Genomic DNA, 26,863 nt, shown 5'->3' with positions numbered 1-26,863 from the left:
GAGAGTCTTTTTCGGCCTTCTTCCGACTGCTCAGACCCCGAGCTCGTCGACCTCACGGAGGCGGCGGCCATGGAGCTGCAGATACAGCTTCTGGACCGATTCCTCGGGGCCGAAGTCGAAGCGGTTCGCCACCTTGCCGAGCGGGTTCCACACCCGCCCGTCGGGCATCCGGATCCCCACCGGCTGCCGGAACAACTCCCGCTGCGCCGCGTCGAATTCGACCCATACGCCTCCGGCGCGGCGAACCAACACCTCACCGACGTACGCCCCGAGTCCGAAGAGTGTGCGCTCGACGCGGTCACGCGCGGGTGCGCTCTTGCGCAGCCCGTCGACGATGAAGTCCACGACGCGCAGGCTGGCCACCGAGTAGTCGAGCGGCAGCCGGTTCCTGGCCGTCAGTTGCTTCACGAACCCCACCGCGTACACCCGCATCCCGGTAGCACCAGGCAGTCCACTTGCTTGCGCGCTCATGGGCCCAACCCCCGTTTGTCCGGCCATGGGAGTGGAACTCACTCCCAATGACCAAGCGGGATGGACCTGTTGAACGTCACATGTCAATCATGTGGTGGTTCTCACGGAAGTTGATCACAGTTTCCGTACAACCATTGGACTGTCTCGAGCGTCTGGTGGGGCTCGGTTGGGGTCAGTCCGCGGCCGGGAACTCGTCGGCTGTCACGCCCGATATGAAGGCGGCCCATGCTTCGCTGCGGAAGACCAGGGCGGGGCCGTGGGGATCCTTGCTGTCCCGGACGGGGACGAGGCCGGGGAAGCCGTCGGCGACCTCGATGCATTCGCCTCCGTCGGGGTTGCTGTAGCTGCTCTTGCGCCACGCGGCAGTGCTCAGGTCCGGGGTCGTTCGCATGACGTGAAGTCCTCCATCGCCGCTCGGATCATCGCCTCGGAGTCACGAGGCGAGAGGGCCATGGCCCTGAGCAGATCGTAGGACTCCCGGCGCTTCGCGACTGCGCCTCGGTCCTCGATGAGGGTCCCGGACTCACTGCCTTCGGCGTAAGCCACCAGCGGTTGATCCGGCACCGTGTAGAGCGTTAGCGAACCGCCCGGCTCTGCGTGCTCACCGGCGGCGAAGGGCAGGACCTGAAGAGTCACGTGCGGCGCTGTCCCAGACGCAATCAGGGACAGCATCTGTTGACGTGTCGTCTCTGCCCCGCCAACCGGCCGACGCAACACCGCCTCATCGATCACGAACCAGCACCGCGGCGGCTTGGTGGACTTCAGCCGCGCCTGCCGGTCGATCCGGGCCTTCACCAGCGCCTCGATCTCCGCATCAGGGGCGTACGGATGCCCGCAGCGCAGCCACCGCTCCGCCGTCTCGCGGGTCTGGAGCAGGCCGGGGACTGTCGCGCTCGCGTACTGCTCAATGACGGTCGCCCGGCTCTCGATCTCGATCACACGCCGGTACTTGCCGGGAAACGGCTCCTTCCGCGCGACGGCGTGTAAGCGTGCGAAGAAACCATCCGTGCCGAAGCAGGCGTCCAGCTTCGCCGGTAGGTCGTCGTACGGCAGCGACTCGGCGGTCTCGATCCGGGCAAGTTGGGACTTGCTGTAGTTCAGCACCTCGGCCAGCCGCCGCAGCGACATCTCGGCCTTCTCCCGGTGGCGCCGCACCTCAGCCCCGAACAGGTCTCGCGCCGATCGATCCGGTGAGAGATCGCGCGGTTGGAACGTCATTGGTCCTCCCTACCTGTCCCGTGTTGAGGCCTGGGACAGCGACTCTCTGTTGAGCGTAGCCGCGCAGGGCAACCATGGAGTCACGAACGGTGATTGCCCACCAGCATGGGCGGGCAACGAACGAAAGACCCCGGCGACCGCTGCAACGGCCCCGGGGCATGGCCAACGCTAAGAAGGAGCGTCGACATGACGAAGCGTATTGCCCGCTGCCTCGCTTGGGTGAGGAATCTTTTCTCTCCCCGTAGGCCCGGTCGCCACCGGGCTGTCCCAGGCGCCGACCCGCGTCCCGCTTCTCGCAAGGTGATCATCCGGCCCTGGGATCCCCCGCACCTTCCCCGGGCCCGTCACAGGCGACGGGCCGAAGAGCGGATCGACGGCGATGCGACGGCCATGGTGCGTCCGTACCTCATCGCAGAGGAGCAACGGCAGCGGCGCACCGCCTTACTGCTGGCGACCCTGGGCATCGACGCCCCCGGCCCATACTGGATCCACGGCGTGGAGGTCGCCTGATGGATGCCGGCCGCACCAACCCCATCCGCATGTGTATCCGCTGCCAGCAGACGACGACCTCACCCGTAGTGGTCCGAGAGATCCACAGCAACACCGGGCCAGGCTGGAATGTCTACGCCTGCCCCGCCTGCGCCCCACTCATCCCGCCCGCCCCGGACCCCCTCGAACTCCTCGAGGCCGCCCAGCGCCACCGCACCAGGGAGACAGAGCAATGAGCCTCAGCAGCGCCGCACTGGGGCACCTGACGGAGTTGAGTCAGGAGGTGACAAGGACACGGAAGAGCCGCGGCTGGCATACGGTGGCTGGGCACACCCTGGAGGACACGATGACCAGCCAGCCTGATCACCACCACAGCGCAGAACTGATCCCTCGCCCCGAGCGGACTCCTGACGCCCTCCGGGTGGCCGTGGCAAAGATCGCGCCTCACCGCCTGCCGGAGATGGAGAGGCAGAAGACCGAAGCCTTCGCCATGGCGGCCCAGCTCAACAGCGTCAAGCCGATTCAGGGATGGCTGTTGATGTGGGCGCAGCAGGTCGAGATCGAACGCCGCCCCGACCTCTCCACCCGCCTTCACAACGCAGAGGCCCAGGCACAGACGCTCGACGGGTCAGATCCTCGTTGGCGGGCTGCCATGGACACGATCCACGCCGTCCTCGAAGAGTCCCTGGCGGCAGTGCGCGGATGAGCTGGGCATGGGAATACGACCCCAGCGAGGAGTACGTCATCGGAGGAGCTCCGCCGACACTCGTCGCAGAGATCGAAATGGCCGCAGATGGGCTTGTTCGTGCCGCTGCAGCTTTTACCTCGATGGCTCCGCATATGAGGGGTTTTCACCGGAAGGTGCTTCGCTGGCCGTACCCAACGGGTTCTTCATCTACCAGGTGGTGCCGCGCCATGAGCGCGTCTACATCCTCCAGGTCACCGCGCTGTAGGACCCCGGTAGACGGGAGGCATCCACGGCCGACCTCACGGCCGCGCCCCCGCACAGATGGCTCAGTGCGGGGACGTGCCGCCTACGGCCAGAAGGAGATCAATAGGCTCCCGCGTACTCGAGGTGGCCGTAGTAGTGGCTGCTGGTGGGGTGGTTGGGGTCGCTGAGGAAGCCGTAGCCGGCCGGCTGGGCCGCCGCGTCGGTGCGGAGCTTGGCCATGACCTGGGCCGGAGTCAGTCCGGCACACGGCCCGGCGATGCACAGCGCGGCCGTGCCGGTCACATGCGGCGTGGCCATGGAGGTGCCGGAGAGGACCGTGGTACCTCCGCCGACGCGGGTGGACTCGATGCACACCCCCGGAGCGGCAATGGTGTGGCCGGCGTCCGAGGCGGTGGTGGCGAAGTTGGAGAAGTCCGCCGCTGTGTCGTCCTGGTCGGACCGGCAGGTGGGTGCGGCGCCGCCGCCGGGCCGGCCGTTGAAGTCGGCCATGGCGGTGGCGGTGAGGACCTCGTTGTAGGCCGCCGGAGTCATGTTGGCGAGGTCGTCGCTGTCATTGCCGGCCGCCGCCACGACCGTCACACCGGCCTGGTTGACCAGCTTGCAGATCGCCGCGTGCTCCGCGTCGCTGTCGTTGAGCCCGCAGTTTCCGTCGTCCGAACCGGAGCCGCCCAGGCTCATGTTCGCCACCTTGATGTCGTACTTCTGGGCGTTTTGAGCCACCCAGTCCAGCCCGCACACCACGTTCGAGGTAAATCCCATGCCGAGGGCGTTGAGCACCTTCACCGCGTACAGGCGAGCGCCGGGAGCGACGCCCACGGCGTCCACACCGTTGTCCTTGGCAGCGACGGTGCCTGCGACGTGGGTGCCATGCCCGTTGTCGTCCTGGGGCGGAAAGAACGGCTGGAAGGCCGGAGGCAGTCCGGTGATGCTGCAGTTGACCCCGCCGGCGATGTTGAGATCGCTGTTTCTCAGGTCAATCCCGGTGTCGATGATCGCCACGCCCGTGTTGACCGAGCCGCTCCCGTTTCCCGATCGCGTGCTGCTGACGTCGCCACCCACACGGTCGATACCGGTGGGCAGCACCTGCTGCATGGCGCGTACGGGCCTGTCCGGCGCCACCATCGCCACCCGGGGGTCGTTCCTCAACTGGGACACCAGGGAATTCGGGATCACGGCCGAATAGCCGAGCAGCGCGTGCTCGTACGTGAACCCCGACCGCACCCCGAAGCGGAGGCGGTGTTCGCGCACGATGTCGTTGACCTGTCCGCGCGCCGAGTCACGAAGCATGACCAGGTAACGGCCCGTCTCATGCGTCTTCCGCACGGGCTCCGCGGCGGACGACCCTGCGGACGGAAGCGCCACCAGCAACGCTGCCATCAATGCGGAGACGGTGGCCAGTCTCCGCGGCAATCTCTCAACCCAGCCTTGCCACACCACTCGAACCCCTCACTCCTTGTTGTCGGTTAGCGAACTGATTCGCTTTGCCCACATAACCGATAAAAAGACATAACCGCATCGCATATGCGGCAAAGGGGCTAAACGGCAGGCTGAGCCGTCCGGGAGTCCATCCCGGGACACTTGGGGGTTCTCTGTATGATGACCGCGCCCCCGGGTACTGCATCGGCACCCGAGCGGAGTAATAGCCGCCCCCCTGCTCATGAGGTAACCGAGACGGCACCCCCAACGCCACGCGTCGCTCAGCGGGCAAGAGCTGTCGCCCCGCGAGGTGTGCTGAACACCGGCGGCAGCCGACGAGCGCTCCGGTACGTGAGCGGTCGGCCTGCGGGGGGACATCGCGCGCCGACAAGATGACACCGTTGCGGCGCTTTCCGTCACGCGCCGGTTGTCTCGTCCAACTTCTTCAGCTGCGCGTCCACCAGCTTCTGCGGGACCTGGCCTCCAGCGGAATTGCCAAGGTGCAGGGCCATGAACTGCACGAGAGTCGATCCGGACCGCACCAGCGCAAAGCTCAGCGGGACCCTCTGACCGTTGGTCTCGCCCATGAGCTGGAAGGCGACTGCCTCATCCCCTCCGGACGGCGTCTTCAGCTCCTTGACGGATACGTACTTCAGGGTCTGGCCACCGTTGTTGTTGGTGGTCGTGTAGCCACCGCCGCACGCCTTCAGTGCCGTACGCAGCGCGTTCAGCGCATTCGTCGCGTCCTGCCCCTCGTACGCCATCAGCACGTCCGTAACCGCCAGGCCGGCCTGGCCGGGTGTCATGGCCCCGAAGTTGCGACTGGCGAACGCCTTCGGGGCGGGCTCACGCTCGGTGCCGTACCCGGTGACGTCGGCAAGCGGCTGGCACTCCTCCTTTTCGGCCTTGGGACGCAGCGGCTTCTGCGTCGGGTCTTCGGAGTCATAGCCCTTGAGGTCAGCCTTGGCGAGCAGCGCCTTCTTCAGCTGCGCCCCGGTGAGCGCGGGCGCGGCGGGCTCCTGCGGGGCCTCCGCCTGACTGTCGGACTTTGCCTTTCCGCTGTCGGCGCCTTTGTCCCCCGACCCGGTGCACGCGGCCGTCAGCATCAGCAGCGACACCACTGCCGCAGCCGCCAGTCGGATTCCGCCCTTGCGTTGCATGCGCTGTTCCTCCCACCCTGACCGGCCATCTGACCCGCCACTCAGCCTCTCAGGCGCACGGCGCCTGGAAAACATCACTCTTCGTCGAATGTGAACGGTCTCAGGGTTCGCCGGTCCGCCGGCCAGAGGGCGCGAGAGTACCGGGGGAAGCCGCTCCGGGAACCATTCAGCGCGCCACTCGGCTCAGCCGATGGCGATCCTGGGGTGGTTGGCCGGCTTGATCCACGCCATCATCCGGTCCATCGTCGCGCGGGGCACCGAAACGCAGCCCGCTGTGGCGCCCCGCCCGTTCACGTGCAGGAAGATCCCGGCGCCGCGGCCCGGAACGGCGGGCCACCGGTTGAAGTTGATGACGAGCGCCTTGGCGTACTGCGTGGGGTAGTTGATGAGGTGCTCGCTGCCGCGGTCTCCGGACTCGGTCAGCGGGAAATCCGCGCCCGCCTCGGTGTGCATCTGGTTGTAGAACTTCGACTCGGGGTCCTCGACCCACCAGTCGCTGCTGTTGACCACGTGATACGGCATGGCGGTGCCGCCCGGCTCGACACCGAACCCCTCGGTGATGGTGTAGGTGCCCGAGGGGGTGGTGTACGTGCCCTGCTTTCGGGTGGCCCCGTCGGTCACACCGTTGGAACCGACTCGCCCCGCGGTGGTGCTGAACTGCGCCTTCCAGCCGGAGGTCCCGTTCGCCCAGGCCGTCACGGTGGCGTACGAGCCGCTGGCCTTGACGGTGATGACCTGGGTCGCGTCGCCGACGGAGACCGGGACGGGGAAGTTCGGGGCGGCCGCGGGCTGGGCGGCCGTCGCCCCGGTGGTGGTGCCGGATGTCGGGTGGCTGGAGGGATTGCTCTTCTTGGCGGCGCCCGAAGCCGAGGCAGAGGCCGAGGCGCTGGGTGAGCCGGAGGGCTTCTTGGAAGCGGAGGCACTGGGCGAGGCCGAGCCGCCTGCCTTGTGGGACCGCTTCTCGGACGTCTTCGACACGTTGGCCGAGTCCGAGCCCGAGGCCGAGCCCTGGGAGTCGCTGGGTCCGCACGCGGAGGTCACCGCCAGCGCGCCGAGGAGGGCGGTGGCGACCAAGGCCTGGCGGGATGAGACCTGCACGCTGTGCTCCTAAGTGAATACGAAGAGTGATGGATGGTGGCGGCGCGTCGGAACGCCCGAAAAGAGTTGACCGCGAAAGATCACGCCCTACCGCGGCCGAGGTTCTAATCACCCGGCCGATGCAGCGTCAAGCGACCCGACATCTCGCACAAAAAGAACAATCAGTGGCGAACGAACGTTAAGAGGCCTCGTCGCTCGCGTGCGGCTGTGCCAGGGCCGGGGAGCGCGGGAAGCAGACGGGCTCGATTCTCAGGAGTCACTTGAGGTCGCGCGGAAGTTTGATGCTCCCGCCGAAGATCCCTCGATTCTCCTCCCGCACCTCCTGACTGTAAGTGATGGTCTGTCCCTGATAGGGGATCAGAAAGCGGAACTCACAGAGGTGAGACTTGACCCGGAAGGTTTTGGCATCGAGAACCAGCACCTCCTCGAGACGGTTCAGCGTGATCTGGCTTTCGCCCGCGGTGACACCGGACTTCCGCAGTTGCGCGAGAGTGGGTGCCAGTTCACGCGCCGCCTTCTTGACGGCGGGACGGTCCTTGACCTCGGACAGCCGCCGCGCGTCAGCCCGTACTCGGAGCCGCACCTCGCCACCCGTCCTGGTCAGCTGCAAGCCCCCGTTCGCGGTCTTGGCATAGCCCTGGAAGGCCGCCAGGGAGTCCAGGGGGGCCTCCACCTTGTTCGCGATGTCCGAATCCGACACGGGGCCCTTCTTCCAGGCGACTCCTGTCCCGCCCTCCCTGACGTAGCCCACTCCATCGACGACGAAGACCTCTTCCGGCTTGCTCTTCCCCTTGCTGACGATGGTCCCCGTCGAGTGAAGGGCCTCGGGATCCTGGGTCCGCCGCACCGTGGATGTGTAGGAAGCAGCGCTCCCCTGCCCCTGAAGTACGACCCTCTCGTTCCCCTCCACGGAAAAGGTCCATCCCGTCTCGGCCGCCATCGCATCCCGGGCGCGGGCGAGAATCTCCGCCGGTGTCTTCGGCGCCGCAGGCGGCTGCACCTTCTTGTCCTTGGAGTTATCCCCGCCCGAGGGAGCAGTCGCCTCGACCGGACTCGCAGTTCTTCCCGCCCCCTCTTCCGCGGAACAACCGACCAGCACAACCGAAAGAGGAACCGCAACCAAGGCCGCACATCCGAACCGGGTGCTCACTTCAGTACTCCCCATGCCGCACGAAAGGAGCCTGGTTATACAGGAACGCGGGCCAGGAGGACCACCGCAGGGACATTCAAGACAAAGAATCTCATCGCCGGCTTGCGTGCCCCCACTCGCTTGGCGACGCCCTGCCCTGGCCGACTTGGTCGCCTCAGGCAATACGGGTGAGCTGTACGGTCTCCACCCCTGGTGGCAAAATAGTCACCATGTCCAATTCATATGCGCAACCAATCCTGAGGACGACCGATCTCGCGGAGGCATCGCGAGTCGTTCGGCAGTTGCTGGAGATCGCGGACACCAGTGAGCTCGAAGTCGACTTCGACGCGCGAGTCTTCTCGGCGCTGTCCCTGGCACCGCTGATGAACCTGCTGCCGGCTGCGGATTGGTGGGCCGAAGGAAATCGAGACGCCTCGTCGGACAAGGGAGATGACCCCTCGGCGCACCTCCCCATCTGGTTGCAGAGCTGGAGTATGCCGCCGGACGTCGTGGAGCCGCTCTTCAACGCTGTGGGCGACAGCCCTGCCACGGTGCGGTGGGACTTCTCCGGCTGGCCCGAGGCGCCTGAGGTGGGCCTCGGTGTCGGCGGCTCCAGGGGGGCGTACGTCACGCTGTGCGTGAATGCCCGCGACCTCGACCTAACCGAGCCCGCTACCGATCACACGGTCTTCGTCCATGTCAAGCAGGTCGAGGCCGAACGCGCTCGGTGGTTGGCTGCTCAAGTCGGGTTGCGGGTGATCGGCGACTTGGTGATGGCCCCGCACTGATCCGCTCTGCCTTCGTGGATGAAAGCACACCACCGCCGGAATCTCCGGCGGTGGTGTGCGCACTCAGGAACTACTCAGGCGCAGTTCCCCGACGATGGATCACAGATGCCACCTGAGCTTGAGGGGGGCGCTACGGAGTCTGCGGCTCCGAAGGGATCGATGAAGTCTTTGCCCATTTCCGCCAGACCTCCCCAGAGACCGAAGCTTCGCACGTAGCTGTTAGCCTGGGCGAACGGCATCAGGTATCCCGCGACGCCGAATACGCGGCCGCGCAGCTTCGGAGTGACTCGTCCCGCGTTGGCACCACCAGTCGCCCCGTTGAAGACCTGGCCGGTGTCGAACCCGGTGCCCGGGTGGAGCACCCGGACCCGAGAGTCACCCGCGAAGTGATTGGCCACCGCCTGAGCCTGGGCCTCGCTCTGGGCGACATAAATCACATTGTTGGCCTGTCCCTTCTTATTCGCACTCATCTTGTTGTTGATGTCTGCGACGATGAATTTCAGGTCCTTGCCGACCTTGGAACTCGTCGCGTCGAAATCGGTAACGTCGACGATCTTTCCGTTCTCGTAAGAGACCCGGATGAAATCGGTCGTCGTCCCGTGGTGTCTCAGCTTTCCGTCCTTGTCGGTGAAGTTCCCCTTGCCCACCAGCGGGTTGGTGTCGTCTTGGAGCAGATACTGCTCTCCAGTTCCGTTTCCGGAACCGTCGGAAAAGACTCCCGCTGCCTTGAGGTCGTCGTTCAGCGCTTGAAGGGCAAGCTTTGAGGCGTCGTTATCGGGCGTGGAGCCGACAACGTGCCCGATACCGTACTCGTCATAGATCGCCGTACGGCCGTCCGACAGCGTCAGCTCCGTGAGAGTGGGGCTGCTGCCACCACCTCCCAAAGGCGCGAGCATGTGCCCGTCGAGCTCGATGAAGCTTGTGGGATTGCCGCCGCCGAAGGCGTACCGGTTCCCGGTGTACGGGTCTACGCCGAGTCCCATGTCCGCCAGGGCCCCGTTGTACATGTCCCGACTGGTGAAGCGGTTCAGGCCCGGGTTGTAGTCGCGGAAGCCCATGTCGTACGTGCCGGACTGGGCATCCCAGCGCTTCGCGTTGAAGCGGTAAGGGTTGTACGCCTCCTTGGTGGGGTCGGCGGCATCGGGCTTGTCGATGCCGGTGAACTCCGACTCGTCGTCCTTGCCGTACGCGGTGTAGCCGTACGTCGCCTTCGTGTCGCCGTTCTTGTCGGTCAGCGTCTCGACGTCGGTGTGGCTGTTGTAGCCGAAGTAGCCGTCCTCAGTCGTGCCGTCTGTGTTGTGCTTCACCTGCGACAAGCGCTCGCCCCAGGGGCTGTACTGGTACGACTTGGTCAGCGCACCAGCTACCTTCTCGTCCAGGATCTCGTTCGACAGGCCCAGGTACTCGAAGTCGGTCGTCTTGCCGTCCGCCGTCTTCGACGCGGTGCGGTCCAGCGGGTCGAAGGTGTACGTGGTGGACTCCATCGCACCCGCGTCGTCCATCTTCTGGGACTGCACGACGTGGTCGAAGCCGTCGTACACGCTTCGCTCGATGACCTTGCCGCCGCTCGTCACGGACTCCTGGCGGCCGAAGGGGTCGTAGTTGTAGTTGGCCGTGAGACCCGATGCCGTCGCCGTCAGCAGCCGGTTGCGGTCGTAATTGAATGTGGTGGTCGTGCCCTTGACCGTCTGGCTGATGACGTTGGCGTTGTCGTCGTGGACGTACGTCTCGGTCCCGGCCCCGTTGCCGGTCTTCACCGCCTTGGCGAGCCGGTTGACCGGGTCGTAGGTGTAGTCCGTGGTCGAGGAGAGGTACGCCGCGTGGTCGTCGGCGTTCATCTTCTTCGCCACATCTTGCGCCTTGTTGCCGTTGGGGTCGTAGGTGTAGGTGTGGGAGGAGACGAGCGTGCCGTTCGGTTTCTTCTCGGTCGTAGACTTGACCGGGCCGTCCAGGTAGTACGTGTAGTCGACCGCGTTGCCGTTGGCCTTGGTCTCCTTCAGCTTCTGACCGCGGTCGGTGTACGTGTACGACGTAACCTTCGGTGACGTGTCCGTCGCGCTCTTGCCGACCGAGACCGTCTTGACCAGCTCGCGAAGGTCGTACGTGTACTTGGAGAACTGGTCGGGGTGGGTGACCGTCTCCGGCTGACCGTTGGCGTCGTAGGTGTACGACGTGGACTTCTTCTCCTGGCCGGCCAGCGCCTCGGTCACCTTCTGGACCTGGTTGAGGCCCGTGTACGCGACCGTGTACGCGTCGATCTTCGCGCCCGACGAGGTGTCGTCGATCTTGGTCAGGTTGGCGTTCGCGTCGTAGGTGTACGCGAACGTCTTCTTCTCGTTGTCGGTGTCCGCGGAGTTGTCACGGACCAGTTTCACGGCGTCCGCGACCGCGATTCCACCACTGTTCTGGTCTAGCTTCAGCTTGGCGTCCTCGCCCTGCTTCAGGGAGTAGGAGCCCAAGCTGACCCAGGTGCCGGTGCCCGCGTTCTGGTCCTTCGTCACCGAAGGTTCAGTCGTCGACCCGTGGGTCAGGGTGTACTTCGCCGTCGTCGCCGCGCCCGTCACCTGCGGGAACTTCACGTACGCGGTGTACGTGCCGTCCTTGGGGATATTGAGCGTCCAGGTGAAGGCGTCGGTGCCCGTACCGGCCGCGTGGGTGCGGTGGTCGTATCCCTGCTGGCCGTACGCGTCTCCCTTCGTCCAGGTGCCGGTGGAGGAGGTGTTCTGGGTGTCGGAGTTGTCGACCAGGACGACCGACTTGCCGACCGGAACACCATCGTCCGACCTCGACTTCAGCTTCCCGTCGGGGTAGTACGACCACGACATGGTGCGGTTCGAGGAGCCGCCGGCGGAGGTCAGTGTCCGCGCGGTCTGCTGGCCCAGCTCGTTGTAGTCGTACGTGGCGGCGATGTCCCACGGGTCCGTGGCCGAACGCCAGAAGCGCGCGGTGGGCGTGCGTCTGCCGATGCGTAAGGAAAGGGTTCGCGTGAAACCCAGACTGGGCAGATCCGGATCAGGAGTCATCCGTCCACGCGAACGCGAACGGCACGGCGGCGAGCGAACCCGCGGACCCGGAGCCTGCGGACATCCGAGCCGCGGACGCCGGACGCTCCGACAGCGAACCGGCGGACAGCGGGTCCGACACGCAGGCCGGGCACACGGAGCCCTCGGACACCCAGCCCCCAGACAGCGGCACCGAGTCGCAGGGCGCGAACGCCCAGGCCGGCACCGAGGCAGCGGGCAGGCGCGCCGACCGCGGCGCGTTCGTCATCGCCGGCGTCGCCCTTGCCGCCTGCGCAGGGCTCGTGTTGTACGGCGTTGTCGACTGGGACAGCAAGCCGAAGGACACGGCGGTGCCCACCGCCGAGGTGACCTACGAGGTGGAGGGCACCGGCACGGTGGACATCTCCTACCGCGACGGCGACCGCTCCGGAATCGCGGGCAAGGCCGCCACCGCCGCCAAAGTCCACCTGCCGTGGAAGAAGTCGGTCAGGGTGCCGCTCGGCAAGGAACCGATCGTCAGCATCGTCCTGGGTGAGAAGGGTGGTCAGGCCCGATGCGCACTGGCCATCCGCGGCAGGCACGTGCAAAGCGCCACCGCCGCCGGAAAGTTCGGCCGGGCGACCTGCACGGGCGAACTGCCGTCTCCCGACCCCGCGCTCTCCGCGTCCACCGCCCCGGACGAGGGCTGATGGCGCTGGGCACCCGGCGAGCGCTCACCCGGGTGCGGTCCTGATGCATAACAGCGGCGAGCGTGAAGAAAGATGACCGGGGCCGCTGTGTGCGGCGGCCCCGGCCCGTACGGCCCGTCAGGTCGCCGGGTCCACCTTGTCCGCGAGCTTGACGAACGCCGGCCAGCTCAGGGACGGCTTGCGCGGATCCCACAGCCGCTGGGCAACCGCGGCCAGCGGCAGGCGGATGCCGCGCGCCACCTGCTCCTGGGTCTGGGCCTTCGGGATGTCGCCCCAGACTGCGAAGCGGCCGCCGAGGACCTGGTCCGGGCCGGCCAGCGACGCCGGCACCGGCTTGGTGCCGCGCAGGACCGCCGGCGACCACTCCTTGTAGATCCGCTCGCCCGTCGGGTAGACGAACTGGTTCGGCTGCCCGAGCACGTAGTAGAGGTACTCGTCGTTGAGATTGACGACCTTGCGGCCCTCACGCAGGTACTCCGCCGGAGGCCGGGCGCCGATCTCCTTGCCCGTCCAGTACTCCACCTCGATGTTCTTGTCCGGGTGGATGACACCGCCGCGGAAGAAGCCGTCGTTCCAGGCCTTGGGCTGCTTGCCCTTCGCGCGCACCACGGCCGCCCGGTCGTTCAGCCAGCCCGTGGCCAGGTCCTGTACCCCGGCGTTCGGCCCGTACTTCCGGCGGGCCTGCGCCGCGAGCCGGGGGTAGGCGGCGTCGGGGTCCTGCGCCATCAGCGCGCGGTACTCGTCCGCTCCCAGGTGGAAGTACTTGCCGGGGAAGACCTCGGCGAACTCGCGCAGCAGGTCGTCGACGATCTTGGCGGCGTTGGGATCGGCGATGTTGATCGCGCCGCGCACCGGGACGCCGCGCGCGTTGTGCAGTTGCAGCGTGGGGTGCGCGCCCATCACGGCCCCCAGGTGGCCGGGCGAGTCGATCTCCGGCACGACGGTGATATGGAGGCGGTCCGCCAGGCGGAGGATGCGGTGCAGCTGCGCCTTGGTCAGGTGCTGGGTCGAGACGATCTCCGGGTGCGAGTCGCTCTGGATCCGGAAGCCCTGGTCGTCGGAGAAGTGCAGCCCGAGCTGGTTGAGCTTGAGATTGGCCATCTCGCGCAGCCGGTCCTCGATCCACTGCTCGGTGTAGTGCTTGCGCGCGATGTCGAGGTTCAGACCGCGCTGGGGCCGGTCGGGCCGGTCCTTGACCACGCCCTCGGGGAAGGCGTGCGTGGTGCGTACGACCTGCAGGACGGTGCGGGTGCCGTAGAAGACGCCGGCGTCGTTCGAACCGGTGATGAGGACGCGGCCGTCGCGCGTGGAGATGCGGTACGCCTCGTCGCCGCCGCGCTGTTTCGGCTTGATCCGCAGCTCCAGGTCACCGCGCTTCGCGCGCCCCGTGGCGTAGGAGAGGCCGAGTTCCCGCGCGAGCAGCTTGGCCTCGTCGGCGACCGGGCTGCCCGCCGCGGCCACCACGCGGCTGCTGCGGTCGGGCCGCCAGCCGGGGCCGTTCATGGGCTCGTAGGAGCGTACGGAGGGAATCGTGCGGGGCGGGGCCGGCGGCGGGTACGTGGTGGGGGCCGACGGGCTGACGGGCGACGACCGGCCCTCGTGGTGCGGACGGCCGGACTCACCCCCGCCCCCGCACCCGCTCAGGAGCCCGGTGGTGGTGAGCGCCGTAGCGGCCCAGACGGCCACCTGCTTGACGACTGCGGTGCGGGCGGTCCGCCGCCTCGGCCCGGTCGATGCACCCATCGTTGTAAACATCGGCACAATCCTCCTATTTAGGGGCGAAGGTACGGCGTCTTGCTCACTTTCGCGTCCATCACGCGCGTTCGTTCGCTCCCGTCCGGGTGAAATTCGCGTATCCGCCGGACAGTGGCCGACATGCATCGATACGTTTGCGTCTCGCCTGCATCCCCAGTCCCACCACTTTCTTTCTGGAGTCCACGCTGTCCAGCGACCCTCCGGCCGCCCCGCCCGCGTTCGTGAACGCCCCCGCGGTGCGGCCCAGGTCCCTGCCCACGCAGAGCCGCGGCAGCGCTCACCCGTCTGCCCGGTCCATGGGCTCGGGCCGGCCGGCCGCCGACGGCTCGGGGCGCCCCGTCCGCTCGGGCCACCCCCGCCGCACCGGTCTGGATCATCTCAACGCCGCCACGCCCGACGCCGCCGAGGCCTGTCTGCTCGCCTGCTGCGGCAGTCACCGCTGGGCGCGCAGGCTCGCCGCGCATCGTCCGTACCCGGACCTCGACGCCCTGCTCGCGGCCGCCGATGAGGCCAGCTACGACCTGACCACCGGGGACCTCGCCGAAGCGCTGGCCCGGGAGTCGGCGGCGCACCATGCCGTGATCGGCTCGTGGGGTCCGGGAACCCTAGCGGCCGGGACCGCCCTGCGCGCAGCCCACGCCGCGTACGAGAGCCGTTTCGGCCATGTCTTCATCATTTGTTTGGACGGACTTCGGCCGGAGGACGTGCTCGACCACGTCCTCGCCGGCATCCACGCGCGGCTCGGCAACGAGCCGGAGGAGGAGCGGACCGTGGCGGCCGACGAGCTCCGCCGGATCGCCCGCGGGCGGCTGACGAAGCTGGTGATGGGCCGCCTGGTTCCGCGGTGACCTGCCACACACCCGGCACCACCACCGCCGCCATACTTTGTCCCAATGGTCGCCATAGCCGCCGCCAACGACGGACGGGGCGAATCCCGGCGATTGCGGGCGAGTTCAGTAGCCCGTACGTGCCTCTTTGATCACACCCGAACCACCCCGGCCTGGGGAACCGACAGGGCGTCGCTACGATGGCCAGGGCCGGTGGACCGTACCCGGCCGGGCCGACCGACAGTGAAGCCGGCAGGCCCCAATCGCCGCTTTCGGAGGGTTTCCGTGCCGGCTGGAACGTTGTACCGCGGCCGGGAAGGCATGTGGTCATGGGTGGCTCACCGAGTCACCGGTGTCCTCATCTTCTTCTTCCTGTTCGTTCACGTCCTGGACACCGCGCTTGTCCGCGTCTCTCCCGAGGCGTACGACCACACCATCGCGCTCTACAAGGCGCCGCTCGTCGCCCTGATGGAGTACGGCCTCGTCGCCGCCATCCTCTTCCACGCCCTGAACGGTCTGCGCGTCGTCGCCGTGGACTTCTGGGCCAAGGGCCCGAGGTACCAGAAGCAGATGCTGTGGACCGTCATGGGCATCTGGATCGTGCTGATGCTCGGGGCGATCTACCCCGTGCTCAACCACGCCGCGCGCGAGCTGTTCGGGAGCTGAGAGACATGGCCACCACTGAGACACCGTCGTCCGCCGAGACGGCAGGCTACGGTCCCGACAACCCCGCTCCGCTGATCGCGCCGCCGCGCTCGCGCACCGGCAGGACCCCGAAGGCCACCCGCACGAACTTCGAGCTGTACGCCTGGCTGTTCATGCGGCTGTCCGGCATCCTGCTCGTCGTCCTCGTCGTCACCCACCTGGTGATCCAGCTCGTACTGGACGGCGGCGTCAGCAAGATCAACTTCGCCTTCGTCGCCGGCCGCTGGGCATCGCCGTTCTGGCAGGTCTGGGACCTGCTGATGCTGTGGCTCGCGATGCTGCACGGCGCGAACGGCCTGCGGACGGTCATCAACGACTACGCCGAGCGGCACAGCACGCGCTTCTGGCTGAAGATGCTGCTCTACACCGCCACGGTGTTCACCGTCCTGCTGGGCACGCTGGTGATCTTCACCTTCGACCCGAACATCCGCTAGAGCCCGGGGCTGACGCGACCAATGAAGATCCACAAGTACGACACCGTCATCGTCGGCGCCGGCGGCGCCGGCATGCGCGCGGCCATCGAGGCGACGAAGCGCAGCCGTACCGCCGTTCTGACGAAGCTCTACCCGACCCGCTCCCACACCGGCGCCGCCCAGGGCGGTATGGCCGCCGCCCTCGCGAACGTCGAGGAGGACAACTGGGAGTGGCACACCTTCGACACTGTCAAGGGCGGTGACTACCTGGTCGACCAGGACGCCGCCGAGATCCTGGCGAAGGAGGCCATCGACGCGGTTCTCGACCTCGAGAAGATGGGCCTGCCCTTCAACCGCACCCCGGAAGGCCGGATCGACCAGCGCCGCTTCGGCGGTCACTCCCGCAACCACGGTGAGGCACCGGTCCGCCGGTCCTGCTACGCGGCCGACCGCACCGGCCACATGATCCTCCAGACGCTGTACCAGAACTGCGTCAAGGAAGGCGTGGAGTTCTTCAACGAGTTCTACGTCCTCGACCAGCTGATCACCGAGGTCGACGGGGTCAAGAAGTCCGCGGGTGTCGTGGCGTACGAGCTGGCCACCGGCGAGATCCACGTCTTCCACGCCAAGGCCGTCATCTACGCCTCCGGCGGCTGCGGCAAGTTCTTCAAGGTGACCTCCAACGCGCACACCCTGACCGGGGACGGCCAGGCGGCGGTGTGGCGGCGCGGTCTGCCGCTGGAGGACATGGAGTTCTTCCAGTTCCACCCGACCGGCATCTGGCGCATGGGCATCCTCCTCACCGAGGGTGCGCGCGGTGAGGGCGGCATCCTTCGCAACAAGCACGGCGAGCGCTTCATGGAGAAGTACGCGCCCGTCATGAAGGACCTCGCCTCCCGTGACGTCGTCTCCCGTGCGATCTACACCGAGATCCGCGAGGGCCGCGGCTGCGGTCCCGAGGGCGACCACGTCTTCCTGGACCTGACCCACCTGCCCCCGGAGCAGCTGGACGCCAAGCTGCCGGACATCACCGAGTTCGCGCGGACGTACCTGGGCATCGAGCCGTACACGGACCCGATCCCGATCCAGCCGACCGCGCACTACGCGATGGGCGGCATCCCGACCAACGTCGCGGGTGAGGTGCTGGCCGACAACACCACCGTCGTTCCGGGGCTGTACGCCGCCGGTGAGGTCGCGTGTGTCTCGGTGCACGGGGCCAACCGCCTGGGCACCAACTCGCTGCTGGACATCAATGTCTTCGGGCGCCGGTCGGGCATCGCGGCCGCCGAGTACTCCGCGCGGGCCGACTTCGTCGACCTGCCGGAGAACCCGGCCCAGTTCGTGGTCACGGAGGTCGAGCGGCTGCGCAACTCCACCGGCAACGAGCGGGTCGCCGAACTCCGCAGGGAGCTGCAGGAGACCATGGACGCCAATGTGATGGTCTTCCGCACCGAGCAGACCCTCAAGACGGCCGTCGAGAAGATCGGCGAGCTGCGCGAGCGCTACAGGAACGTCGCCGTCCAGGACAAGGGCAAGCGGTTCAACACCGACCTGCTGGAGGCCATCGAGCTGGGCAACCTGCTCGACCTGGCCGAGGTCATGGCCGTTTCCGCCCTGGCGCGCAAGGAGTCCCGCGGCGGCCACTACCGCGAGGACTACCCGAACCGCGACGACGTCAACTTCATGCGGCACACCATGGCGTACCGCGAGGTGGGCGCCGACGGCACCGAGTCCATCCGCCTCGACTACAAGCCGGTCGTGCAGACCCGCTACCAGCCGATGGAGCGTAAGTACTGATGAGCACCCCGACTCTGGACAAGGCCGAGGACGCGGGTCCCGGCACGGCCGCCGTCTCGCCGTACATCACGGTCACGTTCCGGATCCGCCGGTTCAACCCGGAGGTCTCGGCGGAGGCGACCTGGCAGGACTTCCAGATCGAGATCGACCCCAAGGAGCGGGTCCTCGACGGCCTGCACAAGATCAAGTGGGACCTGGACGGCTCGCTGACCTTCCGGCGCTCCTGCGCGCACGGCATCTGCGGCTCCGACGCGATGCGCATCAACGGCCGCAACCGGCTGGCGTGCAAGACGCTGATCAAGGACATCAACCCGGAGAAGCCGATCACGATCGAGGCTATAAAGGGCCTCACGGTCCTGAAGGACCTCGTGGTCGACATGGAGCCGTTCTTCCAGGCGTACCGGGATGTGATGCCGTTCCTGATCACGACCGGCAACGAGCCCACCCGGGAGCGGGTGCAGTCCCCCGAGGACCGCGAGCGCTTCGACGACACCACCAAGTGCATCCTGTGCGCCGCGTGCACGACCTCGTGCCCGGTGTTCTGGAACGACGGGCAGTACTTCGGCCCGGCGGCCATCGTCAACGCGCACCGCTTCATCTTCGACTCGCGTGACGAGGCCGGTGAGCAGCGCCTGGAGATCCTGAACGACAAGGACGGCGTGTGGCGCTGCCGCACCACCTTCAACTGCACCGACGCGTGCCCGCGCGGCATCGAGGTCACCAAGGCGATCCAGGAGGTGAAGCGGGCGCTGATCACGCGCCGCTTCTGACGCCTGCTGTACGCCGCGAAGGGCCCCGTCTCCCAGCCCAGGGAGACGGGGCCCTTCGGCATCTCCGCGCCACGAGATGCGCCTGTACCACCGGGGATGCGCACCATAGGCTGCCGTTCCGAGGAGCCACCGGGTGCGAGGAGGCCGCCGTGGACGCCCTGACCTTCCCCGAGATCGACGCCCTGGCGGCCGGGGCCCACGCCGGTCAGCGGGACCGGATCGGTGTGCCGTACGTCGAGCATGTGCGCGCCGTCGCGTACGGTCTCGCCCCCGTCAGCGACCGCCTTGCCCAGGCCGGGCTGCTGCACGACGTCGTCGAGGACACCGACTGGACGCTCGACGGGCTGCTGGCAGCCGGTGTCCGGGCGGAAGTGGTGGCGCTGGTCGACGCGGTGACCAAGAGGCCGGGGGTGCCGTACCCGGACATGATCCGCGCCATCGCCCGCGACGAGGACGCCGCCCTGCTCAAGATCGCCGACAACGCCCACAATTCGCTCCCGGAGCGTGCGGCCGCTCTCCCGGCCGACGTACGGGCCCGTCTGGCGGCGAAGTACCGGGCGGCGCGCGAGGTGCTGTGGCCGGCTGCCGACCCGGCGCGGCTGGAGACCGTGGTCCGCCGGATCAACCCGGCGCTGCTGGACGGTGCGTAACCAGGCGAACGGCTGTTCCGTTGCGAGCCCAGCAGACGACGAATACAGTCAACTGGCTTGTGATCAGGGGCCATTGACACATCGGGGGACCGGGGATGACGCAGGCTGGACACATCCCGCCGCAAGCCCAGCCAACTGGGCCGGTGGGCAGGTCACCGGAGTCACCGGGGTCGCCGCCGCCCGGCGGTCAAAGCGAGGACGGCTCCGGGCCGGGCTCCGGCAGACCGTCCGCGGCTCGCAGCGAGGCGACGCGGCTGCTGTGTGCGGGCGCGTTCCTCGACGCCACGTTCCGGCGGCGCGTCATCGAGGAGTTGGTCGAGCACCGGGAACGGCCGGTGCCGCCGTCGCTCGGCGTGGACGCGGTGCCCGTGCTGGCGTACGCACTGCGGGCCCGGGTGCAGGAGCTGCGCACCGGACTGCTGCTGCTCGGCGTGTGGGTGGTCTTCTTCGGCATCGACCTGGTTGTGGCGATCGTGTCCGGGGACAGCCCCTGGTCCGGAGGCAGCGGCGGCTTTACGGATTCTCCGGGATTCGACTCCGGCTACGGCGCCTACGACGGCTATTCGACGCCGGCGGATCCCTCGCTCCTCGGCCCCCTGGTGCCGGTCTTGGGCTATGTGGCCAGGGTCTGGCAGCTGCTGCCAGTCGGTGCGCTGACAACGCTGGGGAACCTCCCGGCGGGCGACCCGGTCGCCTGGACCGGTGTGTACGCGACGGTCGCGCTGTACCTGTGGCTCGCCCGCGCCCTCGCGGGCCGTCGCTCCGACCCGGTGCTGGGTGGATGGCAGCGCAGCGCGCGGGGGCCCGTGGGACGCCTGCGGCGCTACCTGGGCTGGTGGTTCCGGCTGTCCGCCTGGATACTCGGCGCCGGCTACTGGATCACGGCCGTCGTCGCGCTGAAGCAGGGCCACTGGCCGGCGCTGACCGCACTGCTGCTCCCGCCCGCCCTGAGCCTGGTGGTGTGGTGGCACCGGCTGCGCACAGAGGCGGTCGTGCGCGGCGAGCTGGGGCGTGACGCCTTCCGGGAAGCCCCGCACCGGCCCGAACTGCCGCCGCTGCCGGCGTTCCAGCGGATCAGCGAGGCGATCGACCGCGAACAGTACGCGCGGCTGGTCGTCTACAACCCCGACGATCCCTTCCTCGGCGCCGGACTTCCGTACGAACCCTGGTCACTGGCCCTTGAGTTGAAGCGGAAGAAGACCGTCGGCCCGAACGATCCGCAGCTCACCAGCCGCGAGATCGTGGACCTCATCAAGCCGCTGCTGAAGGCGCTGCGCACCTCGGCGGCGGTCACGGGCCGGGACCGGCTGCGGGACCTGGAGGTCGAGGAGTTCGTCTACGTCCCCGGAGGACTCCCGCGGTGGGAGATCCCGTACGACGACGTCGAGCAGCACCTGGCGGAGGCGGTCGACGAAGGCGCGGAGGCGCGGCGCCACTTCCTGCGGATCCGGGTCGGAGGATGGGAGGAGCACGTCGTACTCACCGTGCTCGTCCGCGTCCACACACAGGGCGGCATGCTGGTCCTGGAAGTCGCGCCGCACATCCTGCCGCCGGTCCGGCCGGACTTCCGGATCGTCGACGTCCTGGCGGCCCGGCCGCCGGAGACCCTCAGCGTGGGCACCCTGCTGCGAGCGCTGCCCGTCTCGCCGGCCTCGGGGCTCGCACTGCTGGCCACCGGCCTGCGGGCGCTCGGCTCGCTGCGCCGCGCGGGCGCCGAAGAGCCGGCCGTCGGGACACCGCCGAGCGGCCCCAACGCCTCACTGCGGCAACTGGCCGCCACGAACACGATGTCGCTCTTCCAGACCATGGACGTGAGCCGGTACGTGAAGACCGTGCAGGACCGCATCGCGAGCGGGGTACGGGAGGCACTGCGGGCCCGCGGCTACGAGACCGACGAGTTCGACCAGCAGATCGTGCATGTCGCGCAGGGCGGCGTGTTCATCGGCGGCGACATGTCGGGCGGCGCGATCAACACCGGCGCCCACGGCTCGGCCGCCGACGACCGGCGGGAGAACGGCGGAGGGGCCGCCGGCAACGGGCGGCCGGCGGCCCCGGCGGGCAATGACAGTACGACGGGAAGTACGACCAAGCGATGACGCAGAACGGACCGCAGGCCGCGGAGACCCCTCAGGGCGGCACGGGCAACGTGGGCATCGGCGGCGACATGTCGGGCGGCGCGATCAACACCGGCGCCCACGGCTCGGCCGCGGACAACCGGCAGTGGGGCACGGCACCGGCGGCCGACCCGGCGTACGAGGAACTGCTGGGCGCCGTACGGGAGCTGCGTTCGCACCTCCCGCTGCTCGTCCGCTCGCCGGAGGTCGACTCGCTCGAGGGCGAACTCGCGGGCGTCGAGGACGAGATCACGACCACGGGGCGGGCCGAACGCCCCCGTCTGGAGCGGCTGCGCGGCATGGTCCAGGGCGGGGTCACGGCCGTGTCCGGGCTGGCGTCGGCCCTTGCGGTGGCACAGGCGCTCGGCGACCTGCTGGGCTGACGGTCAAGCGGGCTGGACAGGCGGAACGGGGAGGCGATGCGGGCGATGGGCACGGTGCACTGGGACGCCGAGCAGCAGAAGTGGGTACGTCAACTCACCCCGGGGGACGTCGGCGGGGGCGGCGGGACACCGCCCGCCCCGGTCGGCACGCTGCCGCTGCTGCGGATGGTCTGGGCCGAGGACTGGGGTGTGGACGGCTGGCCCGCCATGGATCCCGCCACGCGCGCCCGCCGCCTGCGCATCGCGGGAGCGGTGGCGGCCGTGGTGGTGTGCGCTGGGCTGGCCAGTGGCGTGTGGGCGCTGGTCGGCGGTGACGACACACCGCACCGCGGTGCGCATGGGGAGGCGTCCGCGAGCACCGAAGCCGGGTCGGGCAGCACCGCGTATCCCTCCGAGGAGCCGGCCTCGCCCACCGACTCGCCGTCGGCCATGCCGGAGGGCTTTCGGCAGGCCCAGGAAAACGGCTTCTCGCTCGCCGTACCGCAGGGCTGGAAGCGCAGCGTGAAGGACGACCAGTTCTTCTACACCGCGCCGGACGGGCGGAGCCTGATCCAGATCAGCGTCACGGACAGCCCGGCGAAGTCCCCGTACGAGAACCTGACGGACGTGGAGAAGGACGTCTCCACGCGCGCCGCATCGCAGGACTACGTCAGACTCGGCCTGGAGCAGATGCCGACGGCTCAGGGGGCGGCGGCGGAGCTGCGCTACACGTACACCAACGCCGAGCACGGTCCGCGCCTCGTACTCGACCGCGCCTTCGAGGACGGCGGCCGCCAGTACGCCGTGCTGGTCGCCGTTCCGGCGGACCAGACCAGCTCGGCGTACGCGCTGCAGCGGGACGTGCTCGCGGGCTTCTGCAGCGACAGTTCGGGCTGCCGGGCGCCGGCGGACTGAGGCCCTGGCGGACCCACAAGCCCTACGCCCGCCGGGATGCCAGAGTGACGACCGTGATGTCCGGCGGTGCCCCGACCCGGACGGGCGGCCCCCAGGCTCCGGCGCCCCGCGTGACGTACAGCTGGGTGTCGCCGTAGCGCTCGAGACCCGCGACGGTCGGATTGGCCAGAGCGGCGAGGTAGTTGCCGGGCCAGAGCTGACCGCCGTGGGTATGGCCGGACAGCTGCAGATCCACGCCGTACCGCACGGCGTCGTGGATCACCACGGGCTGGTGGGCGAGCAGGACGGACGCCCGCGCAGGGTCCCGGTCACCGAGGGCCCGGGCGAAGTCGGGCGCGGCGCCTGCCGGGCCCGCGCCGTACGCGGAGACGTCGTTGACTCCGGCGAGGTCGAAGCCGGGCAGCTCCACGCGCGCGTTCTCCAGCGGCCGCACGCCGAGCTCATGGACGCGTTCGACCCACTCCTCGGCGCCGGAGAAGTACTCGTGGTTGCCGGTGACGAAATACGAGCCGTGGCGGGAGCGGAGGCGGGCGAGCGGCTCGGCGGCCCCACCGAGGTCGGCGACGCTGCCGTCGACCAGATCACCGACGATCGCGATCAGATCGGGCTGGGTGCGGTTGATCGCATCGACGATCCGCTGAGTGTGCGAGCGGCCGAGGATCGGGCCGAGGTGGATGTCGCTGACCACGGCGATGCGGTAACCGTGCGCCCCGCGGGGCAGTTTGGCGAGCGGGACGGTGATGGTCTTGACCGAGGGACCGTTCAGCACGTCGTAAGCCCCGTACGCCACGGTCCCCGCCGCGACGGCGGACGCGGCGACGGCCACGCTCCGCGCCACGAACAGCCTCCGGCTGAGGGCGGCCGGCGACTCGCCGCCCGCTGCGCGGCCGTCGCCGTCAGCGTGCGGAGATTCGGGGTCAGCGGGCCCCTCCGCCGCGGCCACGGCGATCTCTTCCCCGACGGTTCCGGCCGACGGCGAGGCGGCGGCTTCGGCCACCGCGGCCACACCCGCCGCGGGCACAGCGCTTCCCGGCCCGGCGGCGGTTCCGGCACCAACCCCGCCGTTGCTTTCCGCGGCGATCGCGGGCGTGTCCGTACGGGAACCTGATGCCATCCGCTCCGCCGGGGCGGACGCGCCCGTGCCGAGCGCGGACAGTTCGGTCGGCGCACTCCCCCGCGCGGCGGCGGCCCGGGCGGCGAGCCACGCCCGCAGGACGGGCCGTACCGCCTCGCCCACCAGCAGTGCAAGCGTCAGGTAGAGGACGAGCGCCAGCCACAGATAGCCCGGCCACGAGAGGATCTGCTGGACGGCGAACGGCGCGCCCGCGCGGCCGCCGATCAGCGCGCCCAGCGTCGTCAGCGGAAGGACGACCGCCGCGGCCGTGCCGAGCCGGCGGCCCGTACCGCCCTTGGCCGTCGTATCCCGTACGAGCCGGCGCCACAGATACCAGTGCACGCCGGCCAGCAGCCCCAGGACCACCGGCACGACGAGCACGAAGACGACGACCATCCCCCCGGCCTCCCCTTGTCTGTCGCGCTACTGCGCCGAGTCGCCGTCAGCCGACGAGTGAGTGTTGCCGGAGGCCGCTCGCTCCCGCCGCAGCGCCCGCAGGCCCCGCAGCCCGATCACCCCGATCACCGTCCCCAGCAGGAAGGAGATCACGGCCAGCAGCAGGTGCACCCAGAAGTACGCGGTGGGCTCACCCGCGTCGTCGAACGCGAGCCCGCTCGCGTCCTTCCAGAGGTTTTTGACGAACGTGATCCAGATGACCCAGCTCCACACCCCGAAGGCGAGCAGAAACCAGGACACAGGACGGCTGAGCTTCATAACTCCCAGTATCACCGGCCCGCGGCGGAGAAGCCCGCCGGGGTGGCGCGGGCGCCGTAGCGTCAACGCGGTGTGCCACCGCCACCGGTCGCACTGTACGTTCAACTGCGTGCCTGCATTCCTTCCCGGCGCTTCGCGCGCCCTGCCCTCACGGCCGCGCCGCGGTGCCGCGCTGGCCGTCGCCGCCGCCGTTCTGCTGCCCGCCCTGACCGGTTCGCCCGCGCTCGCGGAGGACCGGCACGGTGACAAGGAGAAGCAGGCGCGGCCGCCCGCGACCATGTCCACCGTCGGCGGCGAACTGCTCGGCCGCCCCGGTACGCAGGTCCGGCTGGGGCCGGGTGCGCCCAAGCTGCCCAAGAAGCTCACCGGCCGCTCATGGCTGGTCGCGGACGCCGAGTCGGGGGAGGTGCTGGCCTCGCACAACGCGCACTGGCCGCTGCCGCCCGCCAGCACGCTGAAGATGCTGTTCGCGGATACGCTCCTGCCCAAGTTCCCCAAGGAGCACAAGTACACGGTGGAGCCGGACGACCTGGCCGGGATGGGCGCAGGCAGCAGCCTTGTCGGCATCAAGGAGCACCAGACCTACACCGTCCACGACCTGTGGCTCGGCGTCTTCCTTCGCTCCGGCAACGATGCCGTGCACGTGTTGTCCGCGCTGAACGACGGCATTGACCAGACCGTCTCCGACATGCAGAAGCATGCGCGAGAGCTGAACGCGCTGGACACGCATGTCGTCACCCCGGACGGCTACGACGCCGACGGCCAGGTCAGCAGCGCGTACGACCTCACGCTCTTCGCCCGCTCGGGGCTGCAGAAGGCGGACTTCCGGGAGTACTGCTCGACGGCGTCCGCCCAGTTCCCCGGCGAGTGGAAGAAGGGCAAGGACGGGAAGAAGAGGCGTGAGACCTTCGCGATCCAGAACACCAACCGGCTGCTGACCGGGGACTTCGGCCTCGATGCGTACGAGGGCATCGCCGGGGTCAAGAACGGCAACACCACCAAAGCCGGGGCGACGTTCACCGGCGTGGCGCAGCGCGGCGACCGCGTCCTGCTGGTCACCGTCATGAACCCCTCGGACAAGGAGCACGACGAGGTCTACAAGGAGACCGCGGCCCTGTTCGACTGGGGCTTCAAGGCCTCCGGAAAGGTCGAGCCGGTCGGGCGGCTCGTCGGCCCGAAGAGCGTCGAGGGCAATGCGGACGCCCTCGGTGGCAGCGGCAAGCAGCGCAAAGGCGGCGGCGAAAGCTCGCAGGCCTCGGTCGTGGCTCACACCAAGCAGCAGGCGGGCGGCGGAGCGTGGACCGCACTCGGGATCATGGGTGCGGTGCTCGCGGTGCTGGGCGCCGGTGCGCTGCTGGTGCACCGCCGTTGGCCGCTGCCCGACCTGGTGCGCCGTCGGTCTCGGGGCTGACGTCGGCAGGGCCGGTTTCCTCGTCGGCGATCTCCGGTTCGGGATTCTGAGTCGCTGTCCAAGCGGCGCAGAACAGCAGCAGTTTCGCCATGAAGTTGATCCAGAGCAGGAGCGCCACCGGTACCCCGAAGGCGCCGTACATGCTCTTGCCCGCGACGCCCCGCAGATAGCCGCTCAGCAGCATCTTGAGGAGTTCGAAGCCGACCGCGCCGATCAGTCCCGCGGCGATGACCGCGCGCCGCCCGGGGTGCACCTGGGGCAGCCGCGTGAGCAGATAGACCAGCAGCAGGAAGTCGGCGAGCACGGAGATGGCCAGGCCCGCCAGGAACAGCAGTACGCGGCCGATGCCACCCTGGGCGAGCCCGATCTTGTCGGCCACCGCGCCTACGGCACTGCTGGCGAAGGCGGAAGCGCCCATGGCCACCAGTCCGACGACGCCGAGGCCGACCAGCACCACGGCGTCCTTGACCTTCAGCAGCAGCGGATTGCCGGGGTCCTCCTCCTTCAGCCAGACGGCGCGCAGGCATTCGCGCAGAGAGCCGGCCCAGCTGACACCGGTGAAGAGCAGCAAGGCGCCGGCGATGAGGCCGATGGTGCCGGCGTTGGCGACGAGGGCGTTCAGGTCGAGTTTGTCGGCGATGCCGGGGACCTGCTGGGAGAGCTTGTGCTGCAGATCGCGCATCTGGGCGTCGCTGAGCAGCGCGGCGCCGATCGCCGCGCCGACGGTGATCAGCGGGAAGAGCGCGATGAAGCTGGTGAAGGTGATGGCGGCGGCCAGGCGCGTCCAGTGGACCTCATCCAACCGCTGGTAGGCCCGCCATAGGTGAGTACGCATCAGCCACGCGACCAGCGGGCCGATCACGGGCAGTTTGGTGAGCCACTCCATGCCGGTCGCCTACCCTCC

The 26,863-nt window shown here is 68.7% G+C and carries 25 protein-coding genes and 1 pseudogene; 13 read left to right on the top strand and 13 right to left on the bottom strand.

Annotation, left to right across the window (positions count from 1 at the left end; translation table 11 throughout):
- Window positions 1–30: 30 nt before the first annotated feature.
- The 3 genes from ACY34J_RS08305 to ACY34J_RS08295 all read right to left on the bottom strand — a co-directional run bounded on the left by ACY34J_RS08305 (window position 31) and on the right by ACY34J_RS08295 (window position 1,689).
- Window positions 31–471, bottom strand: coding sequence for a hypothetical protein (locus ACY34J_RS08305; RefSeq protein ID WP_462725889.1), 441 nt, complete (start codon window positions 469–471; stop codon window positions 31–33).
- Window positions 472–643: 172 nt separating this feature from the next.
- On the bottom strand, window positions 644–862 hold the full coding sequence (locus ACY34J_RS08300) for a DUF397 domain-containing protein (RefSeq protein ID WP_462725890.1): 219 nt from the start codon (window positions 860–862) through the stop codon (window positions 644–646).
- On the bottom strand, window positions 841–1,689 hold the full coding sequence (locus ACY34J_RS08295) for a helix-turn-helix domain-containing protein (RefSeq protein WP_462725891.1): 849 nt from the start codon (window positions 1,687–1,689) through the stop codon (window positions 841–843). Before ACY34J_RS08295 ends, ACY34J_RS08300 begins: the two co-directional genes overlap by 22 nt.
- A 721-nt stretch (window positions 1,690–2,410) precedes the next feature.
- On the opposite strand from ACY34J_RS08295, the gene ACY34J_RS08290 reads away from it, so the two are divergent.
- Window positions 2,411–2,884, top strand: a complete 474-nt coding sequence (locus tag ACY34J_RS08290) for a hypothetical protein (protein ID WP_462725892.1) — start codon at window positions 2,411–2,413, stop codon at window positions 2,882–2,884.
- Window positions 2,885–3,229: 345 nt separating this feature from the next.
- On the opposite strand, the gene ACY34J_RS08285 is transcribed toward ACY34J_RS08290, so the two are convergent.
- The 4 genes from ACY34J_RS08285 to ACY34J_RS08270 form a co-directional block, all read right to left on the bottom strand.
- Window positions 3,230–4,453 (bottom strand): S8 family serine peptidase, encoded by a 1,224-nt coding sequence (locus ACY34J_RS08285; RefSeq protein ID WP_462725893.1) that lies wholly within the window; start codon window positions 4,451–4,453, stop codon window positions 3,230–3,232.
- Between the two features lie 509 nt (window positions 4,454–4,962).
- Entirely contained in the window at window positions 4,963–5,706 is a 744-nt protein-coding gene (locus ACY34J_RS08280; protein ID WP_462725894.1) for a sensor domain-containing protein, read from the bottom strand.
- Between the two features lie 183 nt (window positions 5,707–5,889).
- Window positions 5,890–6,804 carry a L,D-transpeptidase family protein gene (locus ACY34J_RS08275; protein WP_462725895.1) on the bottom strand — a complete coding sequence of 305 codons (915 nt, stop codon included), beginning with the start codon at window positions 6,802–6,804 and terminating at the stop codon, window positions 5,890–5,892.
- Window positions 6,805–7,060: 256 nt separating this feature from the next.
- Window positions 7,061–7,954 (bottom strand): hypothetical protein, encoded by an 894-nt coding sequence (locus ACY34J_RS08270; protein WP_462725896.1) that lies wholly within the window; start codon window positions 7,952–7,954, stop codon window positions 7,061–7,063.
- Between the two features lie 209 nt (window positions 7,955–8,163).
- Here ACY34J_RS08270 and ACY34J_RS08265 point away from each other — a divergent pair, with 209 nt between their 5' ends.
- On the top strand, window positions 8,164–8,721 hold the full coding sequence (locus ACY34J_RS08265; RefSeq protein ID WP_462725897.1) for a hypothetical protein: 558 nt from the start codon (window positions 8,164–8,166) through the stop codon (window positions 8,719–8,721).
- An 875-nt stretch (window positions 8,722–9,596) separates the two neighbouring features.
- Here ACY34J_RS08265 and ACY34J_RS08260 read toward each other — a convergent pair.
- Window positions 9,597–11,654, bottom strand: a pseudogene (locus ACY34J_RS08260) (golvesin C-terminal-like domain-containing protein); the annotation flags it as partial.
- 79 nt (window positions 11,655–11,733) lie between these two features.
- Window positions 11,734–11,991 carry a hypothetical protein gene (locus tag ACY34J_RS08255; RefSeq protein WP_462725898.1) on the bottom strand — a complete coding sequence of 86 codons (258 nt, stop codon included), beginning with the start codon at window positions 11,989–11,991 and terminating at the stop codon, window positions 11,734–11,736.
- Between the two features lie 34 nt (window positions 11,992–12,025).
- Here ACY34J_RS08255 and ACY34J_RS08250 point away from each other — a divergent pair, with 34 nt between their 5' ends.
- Window positions 12,026–12,412 (top strand): hypothetical protein, encoded by a 387-nt coding sequence (locus ACY34J_RS08250; protein WP_462725899.1) that lies wholly within the window; start codon window positions 12,026–12,028, stop codon window positions 12,410–12,412.
- A 117-nt stretch (window positions 12,413–12,529) separates the two neighbouring features.
- Here the strand turns inward: ACY34J_RS08250 and ACY34J_RS08245 are convergent, their stop codons facing one another.
- The gene (locus ACY34J_RS08245) at window positions 12,530–14,155 is read right to left on the bottom strand and encodes a beta-N-acetylhexosaminidase (RefSeq protein WP_462725900.1); all 1,626 of its coding nucleotides are present in this window, start codon (window positions 14,153–14,155) and stop codon (window positions 12,530–12,532) included.
- Window positions 14,156–14,463: 308 nt separating this feature from the next.
- On the opposite strand from ACY34J_RS08245, the gene ACY34J_RS08240 reads away from it, so the two are divergent.
- The 9 genes from ACY34J_RS08240 (at window position 14,464) to ACY34J_RS08200 (ending at window position 22,720) form a co-directional block, all read left to right on the top strand.
- On the top strand, window positions 14,464–15,015 hold the full coding sequence (locus tag ACY34J_RS08240) for a 2-oxo-4-hydroxy-4-carboxy-5-ureidoimidazoline decarboxylase (protein WP_462761942.1): 552 nt from the start codon (window positions 14,464–14,466) through the stop codon (window positions 15,013–15,015).
- A gap of 264 nt (window positions 15,016–15,279) precedes the next feature.
- Window positions 15,280–15,660 carry a succinate dehydrogenase, cytochrome b556 subunit gene (sdhC, locus tag ACY34J_RS08235; RefSeq protein WP_462725902.1) on the top strand — a complete coding sequence of 127 codons (381 nt, stop codon included), beginning with the start codon at window positions 15,280–15,282 and terminating at the stop codon, window positions 15,658–15,660.
- 5 nt (window positions 15,661–15,665) lie between these two features.
- A complete protein-coding gene (locus tag ACY34J_RS08230) occupies window positions 15,666–16,133 on the top strand; it encodes a succinate dehydrogenase hydrophobic membrane anchor subunit (RefSeq protein ID WP_462725903.1) in 468 nt (155 codons plus the stop codon).
- A gap of 21 nt (window positions 16,134–16,154) precedes the next feature.
- Window positions 16,155–17,909, top strand: coding sequence for a succinate dehydrogenase flavoprotein subunit (gene sdhA / locus ACY34J_RS08225; RefSeq protein ID WP_462725904.1), 1,755 nt, complete (start codon window positions 16,155–16,157; stop codon window positions 17,907–17,909).
- Window positions 17,909–18,679 carry a succinate dehydrogenase iron-sulfur subunit gene (locus ACY34J_RS08220; RefSeq protein WP_462725905.1) on the top strand — a complete coding sequence of 257 codons (771 nt, stop codon included), beginning with the start codon at window positions 17,909–17,911 and terminating at the stop codon, window positions 18,677–18,679. The genes sdhA and ACY34J_RS08220 overlap by 1 nt, the downstream gene beginning before the upstream one ends.
- Window positions 18,680–18,828: 149 nt before the next feature.
- Complete coding sequence (locus ACY34J_RS08215; RefSeq protein ID WP_462725906.1) at window positions 18,829–19,329, top strand: HD domain-containing protein; 501 nt, start codon at window positions 18,829–18,831, stop codon at window positions 19,327–19,329.
- A gap of 95 nt (window positions 19,330–19,424) precedes the next feature.
- Window positions 19,425–21,425: a hypothetical protein gene (locus ACY34J_RS08210; RefSeq protein ID WP_462725907.1), complete on the top strand. Its 2,001-nt coding sequence runs from the start codon at window positions 19,425–19,427 to the stop codon at window positions 21,423–21,425.
- Window positions 21,422–21,826 (top strand): hypothetical protein, encoded by a 405-nt coding sequence (locus tag ACY34J_RS08205; RefSeq protein ID WP_462725908.1) that lies wholly within the window; start codon window positions 21,422–21,424, stop codon window positions 21,824–21,826. Before ACY34J_RS08210 ends, ACY34J_RS08205 begins: the two co-directional genes overlap by 4 nt.
- Window positions 21,827–21,871: 45 nt before the next feature.
- Window positions 21,872–22,720: a hypothetical protein gene (locus ACY34J_RS08200; protein WP_462725909.1), complete on the top strand. Its 849-nt coding sequence runs from the start codon at window positions 21,872–21,874 to the stop codon at window positions 22,718–22,720.
- A 22-nt stretch (window positions 22,721–22,742) separates the two neighbouring features.
- On the opposite strand, the gene ACY34J_RS08195 is transcribed toward ACY34J_RS08200, so the two are convergent.
- Both ACY34J_RS08195 and ACY34J_RS08190 read right to left on the bottom strand, forming a co-directional pair.
- Complete coding sequence (locus ACY34J_RS08195) at window positions 22,743–24,230, bottom strand: metallophosphoesterase (RefSeq protein WP_462725910.1); 1,488 nt, start codon at window positions 24,228–24,230, stop codon at window positions 22,743–22,745.
- A 27-nt stretch (window positions 24,231–24,257) separates the two neighbouring features.
- The gene (locus tag ACY34J_RS08190) at window positions 24,258–24,548 is read right to left on the bottom strand and encodes an SCO4848 family membrane protein (protein ID WP_462725911.1); all 291 of its coding nucleotides are present in this window, start codon (window positions 24,546–24,548) and stop codon (window positions 24,258–24,260) included.
- Here ACY34J_RS08190 and ACY34J_RS08185 point away from each other — a divergent pair.
- A complete protein-coding gene (locus tag ACY34J_RS08185) occupies window positions 24,487–25,959 on the top strand; it encodes a D-alanyl-D-alanine carboxypeptidase (protein ID WP_462725912.1) in 1,473 nt (490 codons plus the stop codon). The genes ACY34J_RS08190 and ACY34J_RS08185 overlap by 62 nt on opposite strands.
- On the opposite strand, the gene ACY34J_RS08180 is transcribed toward ACY34J_RS08185, so the two are convergent.
- Window positions 25,862–26,845: a YihY/virulence factor BrkB family protein gene (locus ACY34J_RS08180; protein WP_462725913.1), complete on the bottom strand. Its 984-nt coding sequence runs from the start codon at window positions 26,843–26,845 to the stop codon at window positions 25,862–25,864. The genes ACY34J_RS08185 and ACY34J_RS08180 overlap by 98 nt on opposite strands.
- Window positions 26,846–26,863 lie beyond the last annotated feature (18 nt).

The sequence above is a fragment of the Streptomyces sp. HSS9-12 genome (assembly GCF_054963655.1).
This window is presented reverse-complemented; position numbering and strand designations above follow the sequence as displayed.

What these genes read in the sequence shown, in the direction of transcription:
- ACY34J_RS08305 (WP_462725889.1), bottom strand. Translation starts at nt 471, where the DNA reads ATGAGCGCGCAAGCAAGTGGACTGCCTGGTGCTACCGGGATGCGGGTG.
- ACY34J_RS08300 (WP_462725890.1), bottom strand. Translation starts at nt 862, where the DNA reads ATGCGAACGACCCCGGACCTGAGCACTGCCGCGTGGCGCAAGAGCAGC.
- ACY34J_RS08295 (WP_462725891.1), bottom strand. Translation starts at nt 1,689, where the DNA reads ATGACGTTCCAACCGCGCGATCTCTCACCGGATCGATCGGCGCGAGAC.
- ACY34J_RS08290 (WP_462725892.1), top strand. Translation starts at nt 2,411, where the DNA reads ATGAGCCTCAGCAGCGCCGCACTGGGGCACCTGACGGAGTTGAGTCAG.
- ACY34J_RS08280 (WP_462725894.1), bottom strand. Translation starts at nt 5,706, where the DNA reads ATGCAACGCAAGGGCGGAATCCGACTGGCGGCTGCGGCAGTGGTGTCG.
- ACY34J_RS08265 (WP_462725897.1), top strand. Translation starts at nt 8,164, where the DNA reads ATGTCCAATTCATATGCGCAACCAATCCTGAGGACGACCGATCTCGCG.
- ACY34J_RS08255 (WP_462725898.1), bottom strand. Translation starts at nt 11,991, where the DNA reads ATGACGAACGCGCCGCGGTCGGCGCGCCTGCCCGCTGCCTCGGTGCCG.
- ACY34J_RS08245 (WP_462725900.1), bottom strand. Translation starts at nt 14,155, where the DNA reads ATGGGTGCATCGACCGGGCCGAGGCGGCGGACCGCCCGCACCGCAGTC.
- ACY34J_RS08240 (WP_462761942.1), top strand. Translation starts at nt 14,464, where the DNA reads ATGGGCTCGGGCCGGCCGGCCGCCGACGGCTCGGGGCGCCCCGTCCGC.
- ACY34J_RS08230 (WP_462725903.1), top strand. Translation starts at nt 15,666, where the DNA reads ATGGCCACCACTGAGACACCGTCGTCCGCCGAGACGGCAGGCTACGGT.
- sdhA (WP_462725904.1), top strand. Translation starts at nt 16,155, where the DNA reads ATGAAGATCCACAAGTACGACACCGTCATCGTCGGCGCCGGCGGCGCC.
- ACY34J_RS08220 (WP_462725905.1), top strand. Translation starts at nt 17,909, where the DNA reads ATGAGCACCCCGACTCTGGACAAGGCCGAGGACGCGGGTCCCGGCACG.
- ACY34J_RS08210 (WP_462725907.1), top strand. Translation starts at nt 19,425, where the DNA reads ATGACGCAGGCTGGACACATCCCGCCGCAAGCCCAGCCAACTGGGCCG.
- ACY34J_RS08205 (WP_462725908.1), top strand. Translation starts at nt 21,422, where the DNA reads ATGACGCAGAACGGACCGCAGGCCGCGGAGACCCCTCAGGGCGGCACG.
- ACY34J_RS08200 (WP_462725909.1), top strand. Translation starts at nt 21,872, where the DNA reads ATGGGCACGGTGCACTGGGACGCCGAGCAGCAGAAGTGGGTACGTCAA.
- ACY34J_RS08195 (WP_462725910.1), bottom strand. Translation starts at nt 24,230, where the DNA reads ATGGTCGTCGTCTTCGTGCTCGTCGTGCCGGTGGTCCTGGGGCTGCTG.
- ACY34J_RS08185 (WP_462725912.1), top strand. Translation starts at nt 24,487, where the DNA reads ATGACCCAGCTCCACACCCCGAAGGCGAGCAGAAACCAGGACACAGGA.
- ACY34J_RS08190 (WP_462725911.1), bottom strand. Translation starts at nt 24,548, where the DNA reads ATGAAGCTCAGCCGTCCTGTGTCCTGGTTTCTGCTCGCCTTCGGGGTG.
- ACY34J_RS08180 (WP_462725913.1), bottom strand. Translation starts at nt 26,845, where the DNA reads ATGGAGTGGCTCACCAAACTGCCCGTGATCGGCCCGCTGGTCGCGTGG.